This is a genomic window from Streptomyces sp. NPDC001380, assembly GCF_042895785.1.
Classification (GTDB): Bacteria; Actinomycetota; Actinomycetes; order Streptomycetales; family Streptomycetaceae; genus Peterkaempfera.
Genome location: NZ_JBIAWP010000007.1, coordinates 35543 through 49643, shown reverse-complemented (window position 1 = coordinate 49643; position 14101 = coordinate 35543). Strand labels below are relative to the sequence as shown.

Here is a 14101-nt window from a genome sequence, read left to right as displayed (position 1 = left end):
CGGGGGTCACATGCCCTCCGGACCGCCGGTGTCCGCACGGCCGGCGGCGGCGCCCGTGCCCGGGGACCCGCCGTCCGGGCGGTCGCCGTCCCCGGGCCCGCCACCGGGACGTCCGCCGTCCGGACGTCCGCCGTCCGGGTGGTCGCCGGCCTGCTCGGCCCGGCGCCGCTCCAGGCGCTCGCGCTGCGGCAGCACCGTGTACTTCGGGTCCTCCGCCGACTGCACGCCCGCGTGGAAGACCCCGAACCGGGTGCAGGCGGAGGCGGCCAGCAGGGCCGCACCGCTCAGCGCGGAGACGGCGCGGCTGCGCCGCCCCAGCACCGCCCCGGCGGCGCCCGCCGCCGTGAGCAGTCCGGCGGCGCGCATCAGCCGCCCGGCCCTCCCCTCGCGGTAGGTCTCGGCGACGACGCCGAGGCGGCGCTCCATGGCCTTCACGGCGGCGGTCTCCACGGCCGCGCCGAGGAGCGCGGCGCTGCGCGCCGGGCCGCTCTCCGCGAGCGGGCCGGTGACGAGCGCCATGCCGGAGGCGGCGACGGCGGCGGAGCCGACGAAGACGACGGGCAGCTCGCGGTGGGCGTCGTGCCAGGCCGGCACGGCGGTGTCGGCGGCGAGGACGGCGGTGTAGGAGGCGACGGCGGGCCCGAGGAGGGCGGCGGCGCCGGTGGCGGTGCGGCCGAGGCGCGGGAGCAGGCCGGTCACGTCGAGGGCGGCGGCGGCGCCGGCGGCCGGGCCGTACGCGGCGAGCAGCCAGGAGCCGACGGACATCGGCGAGGTGGGCTTGAGGACCCGCAGCATGGTGTAGAAGCGCCCGGGGCGGCCCAGGTCGTGGACGAGGGCGGCCGCGGAGGCGGTGATCGCCGCGAGCGAGGAGAGCTTGAGGGCGCGGGCGGTGGCGGGCCGGCCGGTGGCCTGGGCGCCGGCGGCGAGGACGGACCCGGCGCCGGCGAGGCCGCCGAGGAAGAAGTACCCGGCGATGTCGAGCGGCTCCCAGCCGGGCTTCCTGATGACGGGCCGGCCGTAGTAGGAGGTGAACTCGGCCTGCGGCACCATGCTCTGCTCGGCGCGCCGCCCGCGGTGGCGGCCGCCGCGGCGGCGCAGGCCGCCGCCGACCTCGGCCTCCCGGCCGGGGCGCTCCCCGCGGAGGCCCTGCCTGGTGACGTCGGAGGTGCTCATCGGCGGCGGGTCCTTCCGAGGAGGGCGGCGAGGCCGGAGGGGCCGGGGCGGCCGTGGGCGGCGAAGACGGCGGCGAGGCCGCCGAGGAGGCCGGCGGCGGCGATCCCGGCCTGCCGCCACATGGCGGGCAGGTCGCGGGTGGTGACGACGGGGTCCGGCGGCAGGCCGTAGACCTCGGGTTCGTCGAGGAGGAGGAAGAAGGCGCCGTCGCCGCCGACGCCGTCCCCGGGGTCCTCGCCGTACAGGCGGGCGTCGGCGACGCCGAGGTCGTGCAGCTGCTCGACGCGGGCGGCGGCGCGCTCGCGCAGTTCGTCCAGGGGGCCGAACTGGATGGAGTCGGTGGGGCACGCCTTGGCGCAGGCGGGCTCCTGGCCGGCGCCGAGCCGGTCGTAGCACAGGGTGCACTTGAAGGCGCGTCCGTCGCCGGGGCGCTGCTCGATGACGCCGTACGGGCAGGCGGGGACGCAGTAGCCGCAGCCGTTGCAGACGTCCTGCTGCACCACCACGGTCCCGAACTCGGTGCGGAAGAGCGCGCCGGTGGGGCAGACGTCGAGGCAGGCGGCGTGGGTGCAGTGCTTGCAGACGTCGGAGGACATCAGCCAGCGCAGCTCGGTGCGGCCGTCGGCGGTGGGCGGCCCGGGGGTCGTGGGGGTGATCGCGGCCCGGTCGACGGGGGTGGCGGAGCCCTGGGCGGCGAGCGCCAGGACGTCGAGGCCGCTGTGGTCGACGTCGGCGTGGGTCATGCCCAGCGGCTTGCCCTGCTCGATGAAGGCGACGTGCCGCCAGGTGGAGGCGCCCAGGCCCTGGGAGTTGTCGAAGGACATGCCGGTGAACTCCAGCCCGTCCTCGGGGATGGCGTTCCACTCCTTGCACGCCACCTCGCAGGCCTTGCAGCCGATGCAGACGGAGGTGTCGGTGAAGAAGCCGACCCGGGGCGGGGCGTCGGTGTGCCCGGCGTCGCGGGCCGGGTCCGGCTCGGCGCCGGCGAGCAGGTTGCGGCCGATCAGCGAGTCGGTCATCCCTTGGTCTCCGTTCCGGTGGAGGCGGTGATCCCGGCCCGCTCCCGGTAGTCGCGGACGAGGTCCAGCAGGCGGGGCCCGCGCGGGCGGCGTCCGGGGCGGATGTCGGCGGTGAGCGCCTTGTCCTCCTGGATGTGCACGTTGGGGTCGAGCGCCATGGCGGTCAGCTCGTTGACGGCGTCGCCGGTGGTGTGGCCGTTGGGTCCCCAGTGGAACGGCATGCCGATCTGGTGGATCGTCCGGCCGCCGGCCCGCAGCGGCGTCATCCGCTCGGTGACCAGCACCCGGGCCTCGACGGCGCCGCGCGCGGTGACGACGGTGGCCCACCCGGCGTGCTCCAGGCCGCGCTCGGCGGCGAGCTCCGGGGAGACCTCGCAGAAGAAGGCGGGCTGCAGCTCGGCGAGGTAGGGGGACCAGCGGGTCATGCCGCCGGCGGTGAAGTGCTCGGTGAGCCGGTAGGTGGTCACCACGTACGGGAAGACCTCGGAGCCGGGGTCGCCGGGCCCGGGGTGCATCGGGTTGTGGCGGTGGGCGAGGAGCTGCCGCACGGGGCTGCGCTGCTGCTTGCCGTACACCGGGTTGCGGACCGGGGAGTCCTGCGGCTCGTAGTGGGTGGGCAGCGGCCCGTCGACCAGCCCGGCGGGGGCGTACAGCCACGCCTTGCCGTCGGCCTGCATGATGAACGGGTCGTCGCCGGCGAGGGCGTCGGTGCCCGCGGCGTCCTCGGGCGGCCGGTAGCCGGGGGCGCGGTCGGGGATGAAGTCGGGCACGTCGTGGCCGGTCCACCTCCCCTGCTCGGCGTCCCACCACACGTACGCCTTGCGCTCGCTCCACGGGTTGCCGTCGAGGTCGGCGGAGGCCCGGTTGTAGAGGATGCGGCGGTTGGCGGGCCACGCCCAGGCCCACTCGGCGGCGACCCAGTCCTGCTCGGTGTGCGGCTTGCGGCGGGCGGCCTGGTTGACGCCGTCGGCGTACACGCCGCAGTAGATCCAGCAGCCGCAGGAGGTGGAGCCGTCGTCCCTGAGCTCGGTGTACGCGCCCAGGGGCGCGCCGTCGGGCCCGCGGCCGTTGATCTCGGCGAGGACGGCCTCCGCGCTGGGCTCCTCCAGGGGGCCCTCGGTGGGGTAGTCCCAGACGAGGTCGAGGACCGGGCGGTCCATGGGGTCGGTGGACTCCCGCAGCCGCTCCTTGATCCGGCGGCCCAGGTGGTACATGAACCACAGGTCGCTGCGGGCGTCGCCGTCGGGCTCCTTGGCCGCGTGGTGCCACTGGAGCATGCGGTTGGTGTTGGTGAAGGAGCCGTCCTTCTCGGTGTGGGCGGCGGCGGGGAAGAAGAAGACCTCGGTGCCGATGTCCTCGGTGCGCATCTCCCCGGTCTCGATCTCCGGGCCGTCCTTCCACCAGGTGGCGGACTCGATGAGGGAGAAGTCGCGGACCACCAGCCAGTCGAGCTCCGCCATGCCGAGCCGCTGCATCTTCGTGTTGGCCGAGCCCACGGCGGGGTTCTCGCCCATGAGGAAGTAGCCCTTGCAGGTGCCGTCGAGCTGGGCGAGGACGGTCTCGTAGGTGCTGTGGGAGCCGGTGAGGCGCGGCAGGTGGCCGAAGCAGTAGTCGTTCTCGGCGGTGGCCGCGTCGCCCCAGTAGGCCTTGAGGAGGCTGACGACGTAGGCGCGCATGTTCGCCCAGAAGCCCTTCTCGGCCTTCACGGCCTCGACGAAGGCGTCGAGGTCCTCGTGCTGGTGGGCGTGCGGCATGGGGATGTAGCCGGGCAGCAGGTTGAACAGGGTGGGGATGTCGCTGGAGCCCTGGATGGAGGCGTGGCCGCGCAGGGCCTGGATGCCGCCGCCGGGGCGGCCGATGTTGCCCAGCAGCAGCTGCAGGATGCAGGCGGTGCGGATGTACTGGGCGCCGACGGTGTGCTGGGTCCAGCCGACGGCGTAGACGAACTCGGAGGTGCGGTCGGGGCCGGAGTTCTCCACCAGGGCGCGGCAGACCTCCAGGAAGGTCTCGCGGGGGATGCCGCAGGTCTCCTCGACCATCTCCGGGGTGTAGCGGGCGTAGTGCCGCTTGAGGACCTGGTAGACGCAGCGCGGGTGCTGGAGGGTCTCGTCGCGCTGCGCCCGGCTCGACGCGGGCGCGCCGCCGGAGCCGTGGGACTCGGAGCGGCCGGACTCGGCGACGCCGTGGTTCCCGGCGTTGCGCTCGTCGTAGAGGGAGTCGCGGTCCTCGGCGGCGGCCTGGACGTCGGCTCCCTCGTACTGCCAGCTGGAGACGTCGTAGTGGCCGGTCTCCTCGTCCAGGCCGGAGAAGACTCCGTCGAGGTCCTCGGTGTCGCGGAAGTCCTCGCTCACCAGGGTGGCGGCGTTGGTGTAGTGCAGCACGTACTCGCGGAAGTCGGAGCCGGTGCTGAGCACGTGGTTGATGATGCCGCCGAGAAAGGCGATGTCGGTGCCGGCCCGGATGGGCACGTACAGGTCCGCCAGGGCGCTGGTCCGGGAGAAGCGGGGGTCGACGTGGATCACCTTGGCGCCGCGGGCCTTGGCCTCCATGACCCACTGGAAGCCGACGGGGTGGGCCTCGGCGAAGTTGGAGCCCTCGATGACGATGCAGTCGGAGTTCTGCAGGTCCTGGAGGAAGGTGGTGGCGCCGCCCCGGCCGAAGGAGGTGCCGAGGCCGGCGACGGTGGAGCTGTGGCAGACGCGGGCCTGGTTCTCGACCTGGACGATGCCGAGGGCGGTCCACAGCTTCTTGATGAGGTAGTTCTCCTCGTTGTCGAGGGTGGCGCCGCCGAGGTGGGCGATGCCCATGGTGCGGTTGACCTGCTTGCCGTCCAGCTCGGACTGCCAGGTCTCCCAGCGGGTGCGCAGGATGCGGTCGACCACCATGTCCATGGCGGTGTCCAGGTCGAGGGACTCCCAGTCGGTGCCGTACGGGCGCCGGTGGAGCACCTCGTGGCGGCGGGCCTCGCCGGTGGTGAGCTGGAGGCTGGCCGAGCCCTTGGGGCACAGGCGGCCCCGGCTGACCGGCGAGTCGGGGTCGCCTTCGATCTGGACGACCTCGCCGTCCTTGACGTAGACGTTCTGGGCGCAGCCGACGGCGCAGTAGGGGCAGACCGACTTCACCACCCTGTCGGCGGTCTCGGTGCGGGCGGTGAGGGCGCGGGTCTGCCGGGACTCCGCGGCGGCGCCGCGCCCGAGCGGGTCGCCCCCGCTGAGCTGCCGGTACACCGGCCAGTCCTGGATCCAGGTGCGTACGCCCATGGCGCGTCCTCCCGTGGTGATCGGTCCGCGTGGTGCGGGTGCCCCGTCGGCACGGGTTCACGCCTGGCCCGGGGATCGCGCCGCAGGTCGGACGGATAATCCTCTTCGGGCGGGAATACGGTCTTTCGGGCTAACCGCACCCAGGATGCGGCGTGCCGCCTCCGGGGGGCCCGGAGCATCCTGCGTGTGAGCGAACGGCTTCTCCCCCGGACGGGTGCCCGGACCGGCGTCCGTCACTACGTCCGGACCGACGCACGGACCGGCGCCCGGACCGACGCACGCACCGGCGTCCGTCACTGCGTCCGCGCCGGCGCGGTCGCGCTGCTGGCCGCGGTCGCGGCGGGGGTGTGCGGCGGTGTCTCGGCGGCGTTCCCGCCGCCCGCGCCCCCTGCGCCCGTCCCGCCGGCACCCCCGGCCGTGGTGCGCCCGGCGCCGCCCGTCCCGCCCGCCGTGGTGCCGCCGCGCCCGCCGGTGCCGCCGGTGCCGCCCAGGCTGCCGGTGTTCCCCGCACCGCACCGGCCGCACGCACCCGTGCGGGTCCCCGCGCCCGCGCCGCGGCGGCGGCCCGCACCGGCGCCCGTACCGGCACCGCGGCCCGCCCCCCGGGAGGCCCCGGCGCCGAGGCCCGCCCCGCGGCCGGAGCTGCGGCCGTCCCCCGCGCCCGCCCCGGCGCCTGCGCGCCCCGCCCTGCCGCGCGCCGCAGCGGCGGCGCGCCCGGTCCCGCAGGGGGCGTCCACCGTCCGCACCACCCTGCTCGTCACCGTGCCCGCCGTCCTGACCGCCGTCGCCCTGCGGCCGCGGTCCGGCGCGGGCCGGGCGGGCGGCCGCCGGTCGTCCTGAGCCGGGAGGCCCCGGAGCAGGGCGCGCCCCTGCACGGGACCACCCCGTGCGGGACCGCCCCGCACGGAGCCGTCCCGCCCCGGCCTTCCCGGGCGACCGCCGCCGTCCGCCCCGCCACCCGTTCCCGCGCCCCGTTCCCGTCACCCCTGGAGGTACCGCCGTGTCCGAATGGCTCGCCCTCGCCCTCGCCATGGCCGCCGCCGGGGCGGTGGTCGTCTCCGTGGTGGTGCTGCGGCAGCGGCGCATCCCGGAGGACGACGACCCCTCCGAGACCCCCGACGTGATCGAGTACATGACGATGATGATCGGCGTGGTCTACGCCATCGTGCTGGGCCTGGCGATCGCCGGCGTCTGGGAGGGCCGCAGCGGCGCGCAGGCGGGCACGCTGCAGGAGGCGCAGGCGCTGCACGAGGTCGCCTCGCGGGTGCAGGTGTACCCGCCGGCCGTCCGCGACCGCACCCGGGCCGACATCGACGCGTACGTCTCCTACGTGGTGCACACCGAGTGGCCGCACATGGCGGCCCGGGGCGAGCTGACCGACCGGGGCGGGGCGCTGCTGGAGCGGGTGCGGCGCGACGTCACCGACCGCGCGCCGCAGGGCGACCTGGAGGGGCAGGCGTACCAGCCGCTGGTCGACCAGGTCGCCCTGGCGGACCTGGCCCGCACCTCGCGCGGCCAGAACGCCGGGGAGACCATGCCGCCGATCGTCTGGTTCGGGCTGGTCGCGGGCGCGCTGGTCACGGTGGGGCTGGTCTTCACGCTGCAGATCCGGCGCTCGGCCCGGGAACTGCTGCTGGCGGGGCTGTTCAGCGCCCTGATCGCCTTCCTGCTCTTCCTCATCTGGGACTTCGACGCGCCCTTCGCCCGCGGCCTGTCCGTGACGGCGGGGCCCTTCCTCGACCTCTTCCCGCACGTGGCGGGCTGACCGGCCGCCCGCCGGACCGCCCGCCGCACCGCCCGCCGCGCGGCAGCACCGCCGCCCTCCGCACCGCTCCCGGAGGCCCCCGCCCCCGTCCGCCGCACCCCGCGCCCTGCCGCGGGCACGGCGGGCGGGGGCGGACCGTTGACACGGCGGGCCGCCGGGATGAAGCATGAGCAAGCGCTTACTCACACTCCTCCCAGGACAGGACCCGGACATGCGCCTCTTCCAAGGGCTCGACGAACTCGCCGCGGCCAAGGGCGAGCACCTCGGACACAGCGGCTGGCACACCGTCACCCAGGAGCAGGTCGACCTCTTCGCCCAGGCCACCGGCGACCACCAGTGGATCCACGTCGACCCGGAGCGGGCCGCGGCCGGGCCGTTCGGCGGCACCATCGCCCACGGGTACCTCACCCTCTCGCTGATCCCCATGCTGACCTCGGAGATCTTCCGGGTCGAGGGCATCACCATGGGCGTCAACTACGGCACCGAGAAGGTCCGCTTCCCCTCCCCCGTCCGCGTCGGCTCCCGGGTCCGCTCCGGCGCCGAGCTGCTCGACCTGCGCGACGCCGCCATGGGGAAGCAGGCCGTGGTGCGCCACACGGTCGAGATCGAGGGCGGCGCCAAGCCCGCCTGCGTGGCCGAGACCGTCTCCCTGCTGGTCCCCTGAGGAGGACGCCGTGGACTTCGCGTACGACGCGCGCACCCTGGAGCTGCGCGAGCGCCTCCTCGCCTTCATGGACGAGCACGTCCACCCCGCCGAGCCGGTCCTGCAGGCCGAGCTCGCCGACCCCGCCCGCACCCCGTGGACGGTGCCGCCGGTCGTCGGCCGCCTCCAGGCCGAGGCCCGCCGGCAGGGGCTGTGGAACCTCTTCCTGCCCGGGGAGCACGGCGCCGGGCTCACCAACCTCCAGTACGCCCCGCTGGCGGAGGTGACCGGCCGCTCGGTCCAGCTCGCCCCCGCGGCGCTGAACTGCGCCGCGCCGGACACCGGCAACATGGAGGTGCTGGCGGAGTTCGGCGACGAGGCCCAGCGGAAGCAGTGGCTGGAGCCGCTGCTCGCGGGGGAGATCCGCTCCGCCTTCGCCATGACCGAGCCCGACGTGGCCTCCTCCGACGCCACCAACATCGCCACCCGGATCGAGCGGGACGGCGACACGTACGTGGTCAACGGCCGCAAGTGGTACATCACCGGGGCGATGAACCCCGACTGCCGCATCCTGATCGTCATGGGCAAGACCGACCCGGACGCGCCGAAGCACCGGCAGCAGTCGATGGTGCTGGTCCCCCGCGACACCCCCGGCGTCACCGTCCGCCGCGGGATGCAGGTCTTCGGCTACGACGACGCCGACCACGGCGGCCACGCCGAGATCGTCTTCGAGGACGTCCGGGTGCCCGCCGGGAACATCATCGGCGGCGAGGGCGAGGGCTTCGCCATCGCCCAGGCCCGCCTCGGCCCCGGCCGCATCCACCACTGCATGCGCGCCATCGGCCTCGCCGAGCGCGCCCTGGAGCTGATGTGCCGCCGGGCGCTGGACCGCAGCGCCTTCGGCCGCCCTCTCGCCGAGCAGGGCGTCGTCCAGGAGTGGATCGCCGAGTCCCGGGTGCGCATCGAGCAGGCCCGCCTGCTGGTGCTGAAGACGGCCTGGCTGATGGACACCGTCGGCAACCGCGGCGCCCACACCGAGATCCAGTCCATCAAGATCATCGTTCCGGCGGCCGTCGAGTGGATCCTCGACAAGGCCGTCCAGGTCCACGGCGCGGCCGGGGTCAGCCAGGACTTCCCGCTCGCCGCCATGTGGGCCGGCAACCGCACGCTGCGGCTGGCCGACGGGCCCGACGAGGTCCACAAGCGGTCCCTGGCCCGCCGCGAGCTCAAGCGCCACCTCCGGGAGTCCTGAGCCATGACGACCACCAAGGCGACCACCGGCCGGGGGACGACCGCCCCCGGGGGGACCGCGGCCACCGGGCCCGCCGTCACCGCCGAGGACGTGCGCCGCCGTGTCCGCGCCCTCCTCGACGCCCACGGCACCGCCGACCGCACCGCCTTCCTCCGCGCCCGCTTCGACGCCGGACTGGCCTGGGTGCACTTCCCCGAGGGCCTCGGCGGCCTCGGCGCCCCCGGCGGGCTCCAGGCCGTCGCCGACGCGGAGCTCGCCGCCGCGGGCGCCCCCGACAACAACCCCCGCGCCAACGGCATCGGCCTCGGCATGGCCGCGCCCACCCTCCTGCGCTTCGGCACGCCCGAGCAGCAGGCCCGCTTCCTGCGGCCGCTGTGGACCGGCGAGGAGACCTGGTGCCAGCTCTTCAGCGAGCCCGGCGCCGGCTCGGACCTGGCCGCGCTCGGCACCCGGGCCGTCCTCGACGGGGACACCTGGACCGTCGACGGCCAGAAGGTGTGGACCTCCGGCGCCCACACCGCCCGCTGGGCCATCCTCGTCGCCCGCACCGACCCGGACGCGCCCAAGCACCGCGGCATCACCTACTTCGTCTGCGACATGACCGACCCCGGCGTCGAGGTGCGGCCGCTGCGGCAGATCACCGGCGAGGCCGAGTTCAACGAGGTCTTCCTGACCGGCGTGCGCATCCCCGACGCCCACCGGATCGGCGAGGCTGGCGACGGCTGGCGGGTCGCCCAGACCACCCTCAACAACGAGCGCGTCGCCATCGGCGGCCAGCGCACGCCCCGCGAGGGCGGCATGATCGGGACCGTCGCCGCCACCTGGCGCGACCGGCCCGAGCTGCGCACCCACGACCTGCACCAGCGGCTGCTGCACGGCTGGGTCGAGGCCGAGGTCGCCCGGCTCACCGGCGAGCGGCTGCGCCAGCAGCTCGCGGCGGGCCAGCCCGGCCCCGAGGGCGCCGCGATGAAGCTCGCCTTCGCGCGGCTCGCGCAGCAGCTCAGCGGGCTGGAGGTGGAGCTGCTGGGCGAGGAGGGCCTCGGCTACGGCGACTGGACCATGGTCCGGCCGGACCACGTCGACTTCCTCGGCCGCGACGCCGGCTACCGGTACCTGCGCGCCAAGGGCAACTCCATCGAGGGCGGCACCTCGGAGATCCTGCGGAACATCATCGCCGAGCGGGTGCTGGGCCTGCCCCCCGAGCCGCGCACCGACAAGGACGTGCCCTGGAAGGAGCTCCCCCGATGACCACCCCCGACCTGCTCTACTCCGAGGTCGAGGAGGACCTGCGGGCGAGCGTCCGCGCCCTGCTGGCGGACCGCTGCCCGCCCGCGGCGGTCCTCGCCCGCGCCGAGGGGCCCGCCCCGTACGACGGGAGGCTCTGGCACGCCCTCGCCCGCGAGCTGGGCGCCGCCGGGCTCCAGGTGCCCGAGGAGCACGGCGGGGCGGGCGCCACGCTGCGCGAGACCGCCGTCGTGCTGGAGGAGCTGGGCCGGGCCGCCGCGCCCACCCCGTTCCTCGGCAGCGCCGTGCTGGCCACCACCGCCCTGCTCGCCTGCGCGGGCGGCGCGGAGCTGCTCGCGGCGCTCGCCGCCGGGGAGCGCACCGCCGCCCTCGCCGTCCCCCTGGCGGCCGCGCCCGGGACGGGGTTCCCGTGGGCCGGCCTCCCGCAGACGGTGCGGGCCGACGGCGCCGGCGCCCTCACCGGCCGGGTGGCCGCCGTCGCCGACGCGGCCGCCGCCGACGTGCTGCTGGTCCCGGCCGCCGGCCCGGACGGGCCCGGCCTGTACGCGGTCGAGGCGGACGCGGCCGGCCTCGCGGTGGCGCCCCGCACCTCCCTCGACCTGACCCGGCCGCTCGCCGACCTCGCCCTGCACGGCGTGCCGGCCCGCCGCCTGGCCGGTCCGGCGGAGGCCCCCGCCGCCGTGGAGCGGGCCCTGCTCACCGGCGCCGGGCTGCTCGCCTCCGAGCAGCTGGGCATCGCCGAGTGGTGCCTCGCCACCACGACGACCTACCTGAAGGAGCGCCGCCAGTTCGGCCGCCCGGTCGGGTCCTTCCAGGCCGTCAAGCACCGCCTGGCCGACCTGTGGCTGGAGGCGGCCGGGGCCCGGGCCGCCGCCCGGGGCGCCGCCGACGCGCTGGCCCGGGGCGCGGAGGACGCGCCGCTCGCCGTCGCGGTGGCGCAGGCGTACTGCGGCGACGCGGCGGTGCGGGCCGCCGAGGAGTGCGTGCAGCTGCACGGCGGCATCGGCATGACCTGGGAGCACCCGGCCCACCTGTACCTCAAGCGGGCGAAGGCCGACCAGATCGCGCTGGGCACCCCGGGCCGCCACCGCGCCGCCCTCGCGGTCCTCGCCGACCTGCCCGCCCCCACGGGCTGACGCCCCGGCGCCGCACCCGCACCCCACGGCCCCGGCGGGCCCCGGACACGGTCCCGGGGCCCGCCGGGGCCGTCCGCGCCCTCGCCGGACCGCCCCGGCACGGTCAAGCTGGAGGGGAACCCCGAGGACCCCGAGGAGCGGACCGGCGGATGCAGCAGCTCACGCAGTGGCTCGGCGACCTGGCCGGGGCCCCGGCCTACGGCGCGGTGGCACTGCTCGTCTTCTGCGAGGTGGCGGTCCCCTTCGGGTTCCTGCTGCCCGGCGAGACCTCCGTCGTGCTCGGCGGGGTGCTGGCGCAGCACGGACGGGTCTCGGTGGCCGCGGTCGCCGCCGTGGCCGCGGCGGCGGCCGTCGCCGGGGACTCCGCCGGGTACCTCGTCGGCCGGCTGACCGGCGGCCGGCTCCGGGAGGCCGCGCCGCGCGGCCGCAACGGGGAGCGGCTGCGGCGGGCGGAGCGGCTGATGGAGCGGCACGGCGCGGCCGCGGTCTTCGCCGGGCGCCTGGTCCCGTTCGTCCGCTCGGCCGTGCCGCTGCTGGCGGGCGCGGCCCGGATGCCGTACGGGCGGTTCCTGCTGGTGGACGCGCTCGCCGGGCTGGTCTGGGGCACGGGCTCGGCCCTGCTCGGCTACGCCGCCGGCGCGGCCTGGAGCCGGGCGGCGCACGCCGTCGGCGGGTCGCTGCTGGTCCTGCTGGCCGCGGCCTGCGCCGCCGCCCTGGCGGTGCGGCGGTACCGGGGCCGCGGGGACGGGAGGGGGTCCGCGGGGCCCGCTCCGGAGGAGGGGCGCACGGGCGGGCCCGGCCCGCGGAGGACTCCCGTCCGGGGCCCGGCCGCGGCGGCGGACCGCACCGCGGTGGGCCCGGACGCCGGGCGGCGGGCTCCGGGGGGCGCCGGCGCCGGTGAGGACGGCGGGAGCGCCGGCCGGCCCGGCGGGACGGGCGGCACGGGCAGGACGGGCAGCACGGGCGGCACCGGGAGCGGCGGCGCGGGTCCCGGGGGCGGACCCCGGGACCCGCGCCGGGTTCAGCCCCGGTAGGCCTCCAGCAGCCGCAGCCACACCTCGCTGACGGTCGGGTAGGACGGGACCGCGTGCCACAGCCGGTCCAGCGGCACCTCCCCGGCCACCGCCACGGTGGCCGAGTGCAGCAGCTCGGCGACGCCCGGCCCGACGAAGGTGACGCCGAGCAGCACGCCCCGGTCCTCGTCGACGACCATGCGGGCCCGCCCCCGGTAGCCGTCCGCGTACAGGCTCGCCCCGGCGACCGCGCCGAGGTCCTGGTCGACGGCGCGGACGCGGTGCCCGGCCCGCTCGGCCTCCGCCGCCGAGAGCCCCACGGCGGCGGCCTCGGGATCGGTGAAGACCACCTGCGGGACGGCCGCGTGGTCGGCGGTGGCCGCGTGGGCGCCCCAGGGCGCGGTGTCGGGCTCCCGCCCGGCGGCGCGCTCGCCGATGGCGGCGCCCGCGATCCGCGCCTGGTACTTGCCCTGGTGGGTGAGCAGGGCCCGGTGGTTGGCGTCGCCGACCGCGTACAGCCAGCCGCCCTCCACGCCGCGGACCCGGCAGGTGTCGTCGACGTCCAGCCAGGAGCCGGGCTCCAGGCCGACGGTCTCCAGGCCGAGGTCGGCGGTGTGGGGCACGCGGCCGGTCGCGAAGAGCACCTCGTCGGCCTCCAGCCGCTCCCCGCCGCCGAGGACGAGCGTCACGGGGCCGCTGCCGCCGGGCCGGTGCAGTTCGGCGACGGAGGTGCCGGTGCGGACGTCGACGCCGGCGCGGGCGAGCCCCTCGGCGACGAGCTCACCGGCGAAGGGCTCCATGCGGGGCAGCAGGCGCCCGCCGCGGACGAGCAGGGTGACGGCGGAGCCGAGGGCCCGCCAGGCGGTGGCCATCTCCACGGCGACGACGCCGCCGCCGACCACGGCGAGGCGGCCGGGGACGGTGTGCGAGCCGGTGGCCTCCCGGCTGGTCCAGGGCCGGGCCTCGGCGACGCCGGGCAGGTCGGGGACGGCGGCGCGGGTGCCGGTGCAGACGGCGACGGCGTGACGGGCCGTGAGCACCAGCCGCCCGCCCTCGGCGGTGTCGACGAGGACCCGGCGGGGGCCGTCGAGCCGCCCGTGGCCGCGGACCAGGTCGGCGCCGATGCCCTTGACCCAGTCGGCCTGGCCGTCGTCGTGCCAGTGGGAGGTGAAGCCGTCGCGGCGGGCGAGGACGGCGGCGGCGTCCAGCTCCCCCGTCACGGCCTCGCGGGCGCCGGCGACGCGGCGGGCGTCGGCGAGGGCGGCGGCGGGGCGCAGCAGCGCCTTGCTGGGCATGCAGGCCCAGTAGGAGCACTCGCCGCCGACGAGCTCGCTCTCCACGACGGCGGTGGCCAGCCCGGCGGCGCGGGCCCGGTCGGCGACGTTCTCGCCCACCGGTCCGGCCCCGATGACCACGACGTCGTACGTGTCGGACGCGCCCATGCGTGCTCCCCTTCGTGCTGCCGGCGGACCCGGTGCGGACCCGCTGCCATCCCTTCCCCCGGGCGGCGGGGGCCGAACCGGGGGCCCCGGGGGGGCTCGGGCGGGGCGCACCCGATCGGCGGACCGGGCGGTGTGGGCGGGGGCGGTGCGGCG

10 protein-coding genes are annotated in these 14101 nt (G+C 76.9%); 6 read left to right on the top strand and 4 right to left on the bottom strand.

All coding sequences use genetic code 11. The annotated features are described in order from the left end of the window. Positions 1-6 precede the first annotated feature (6 nt). Genes nrfD through fdh form a run of 3 tightly spaced genes read right to left on the bottom strand, consistent with a single transcriptional unit; the run spans position 7 to position 5452 of the window. Positions 7-1173 (bottom strand): NrfD/PsrC family molybdoenzyme membrane anchor subunit, encoded by a 1167-nt coding sequence (gene nrfD / locus ACFY07_RS10810; RefSeq protein ID WP_390868344.1) that lies wholly within the window; start codon positions 1171-1173, stop codon positions 7-9. Beyond that, entirely contained in the window at positions 1170-2192 is a 1023-nt protein-coding gene (locus ACFY07_RS10805) for a 4Fe-4S dicluster domain-containing protein (RefSeq protein ID WP_390868343.1), read from the bottom strand. The genes nrfD and ACFY07_RS10805 overlap by 4 nt, the downstream gene beginning before the upstream one ends. Next, a complete protein-coding gene (fdh, locus tag ACFY07_RS10800) occupies positions 2189-5452 on the bottom strand; it encodes a formate dehydrogenase (RefSeq protein ID WP_390868342.1) in 3264 nt (1087 codons plus the stop codon). Before fdh ends, ACFY07_RS10805 begins: the two co-directional genes overlap by 4 nt. A gap of 1000 nt (positions 5453-6452) precedes the next feature. Here fdh and ACFY07_RS10795 point away from each other — a divergent pair. The 6 genes from ACFY07_RS10795 to ACFY07_RS10770 all read left to right on the top strand — a co-directional run bounded on the left by ACFY07_RS10795 (position 6453) and on the right by ACFY07_RS10770 (position 12527). Next, positions 6453-7217: a hypothetical protein gene (locus tag ACFY07_RS10795; RefSeq protein ID WP_390868341.1), complete on the top strand. Its 765-nt coding sequence runs from the start codon at positions 6453-6455 to the stop codon at positions 7215-7217. 211 nt (positions 7218-7428) lie between these two features. Next, the gene (locus ACFY07_RS10790; protein ID WP_230650215.1) at positions 7429-7881 is read left to right on the top strand and encodes a MaoC family dehydratase; all 453 of its coding nucleotides are present in this window, start codon (positions 7429-7431) and stop codon (positions 7879-7881) included. A 10-nt stretch (positions 7882-7891) separates the two neighbouring features. After that, complete coding sequence (locus ACFY07_RS10785) at positions 7892-9112, top strand: acyl-CoA dehydrogenase family protein (RefSeq protein ID WP_390868340.1); 1221 nt, start codon at positions 7892-7894, stop codon at positions 9110-9112. A 3-nt stretch (positions 9113-9115) separates the two neighbouring features. Beyond that, the gene (locus ACFY07_RS10780; protein ID WP_390868339.1) at positions 9116-10360 is read left to right on the top strand and encodes an acyl-CoA dehydrogenase family protein; all 1245 of its coding nucleotides are present in this window, start codon (positions 9116-9118) and stop codon (positions 10358-10360) included. Continuing rightward, positions 10357-11493 carry an acyl-CoA dehydrogenase family protein gene (locus ACFY07_RS10775; RefSeq protein WP_390868338.1) on the top strand — a complete coding sequence of 379 codons (1137 nt, stop codon included), beginning with the start codon at positions 10357-10359 and terminating at the stop codon, positions 11491-11493. Before ACFY07_RS10780 ends, ACFY07_RS10775 begins: the two co-directional genes overlap by 4 nt. A 149-nt stretch (positions 11494-11642) precedes the next feature. Beyond that, positions 11643-12527, top strand: coding sequence for a DedA family protein (locus ACFY07_RS10770; protein ID WP_390868337.1), 885 nt, complete (start codon positions 11643-11645; stop codon positions 12525-12527). Here the strand turns inward: ACFY07_RS10770 and ACFY07_RS10765 are convergent. Next, positions 12515-13948: a dihydrolipoyl dehydrogenase family protein gene (locus ACFY07_RS10765; RefSeq protein ID WP_390868336.1), complete on the bottom strand. Its 1434-nt coding sequence runs from the start codon at positions 13946-13948 to the stop codon at positions 12515-12517. The two genes, ACFY07_RS10770 and ACFY07_RS10765, sit on opposite strands and share 13 nt — an antisense overlap. Positions 13949-14101: the final 153 nt, after the last annotated feature.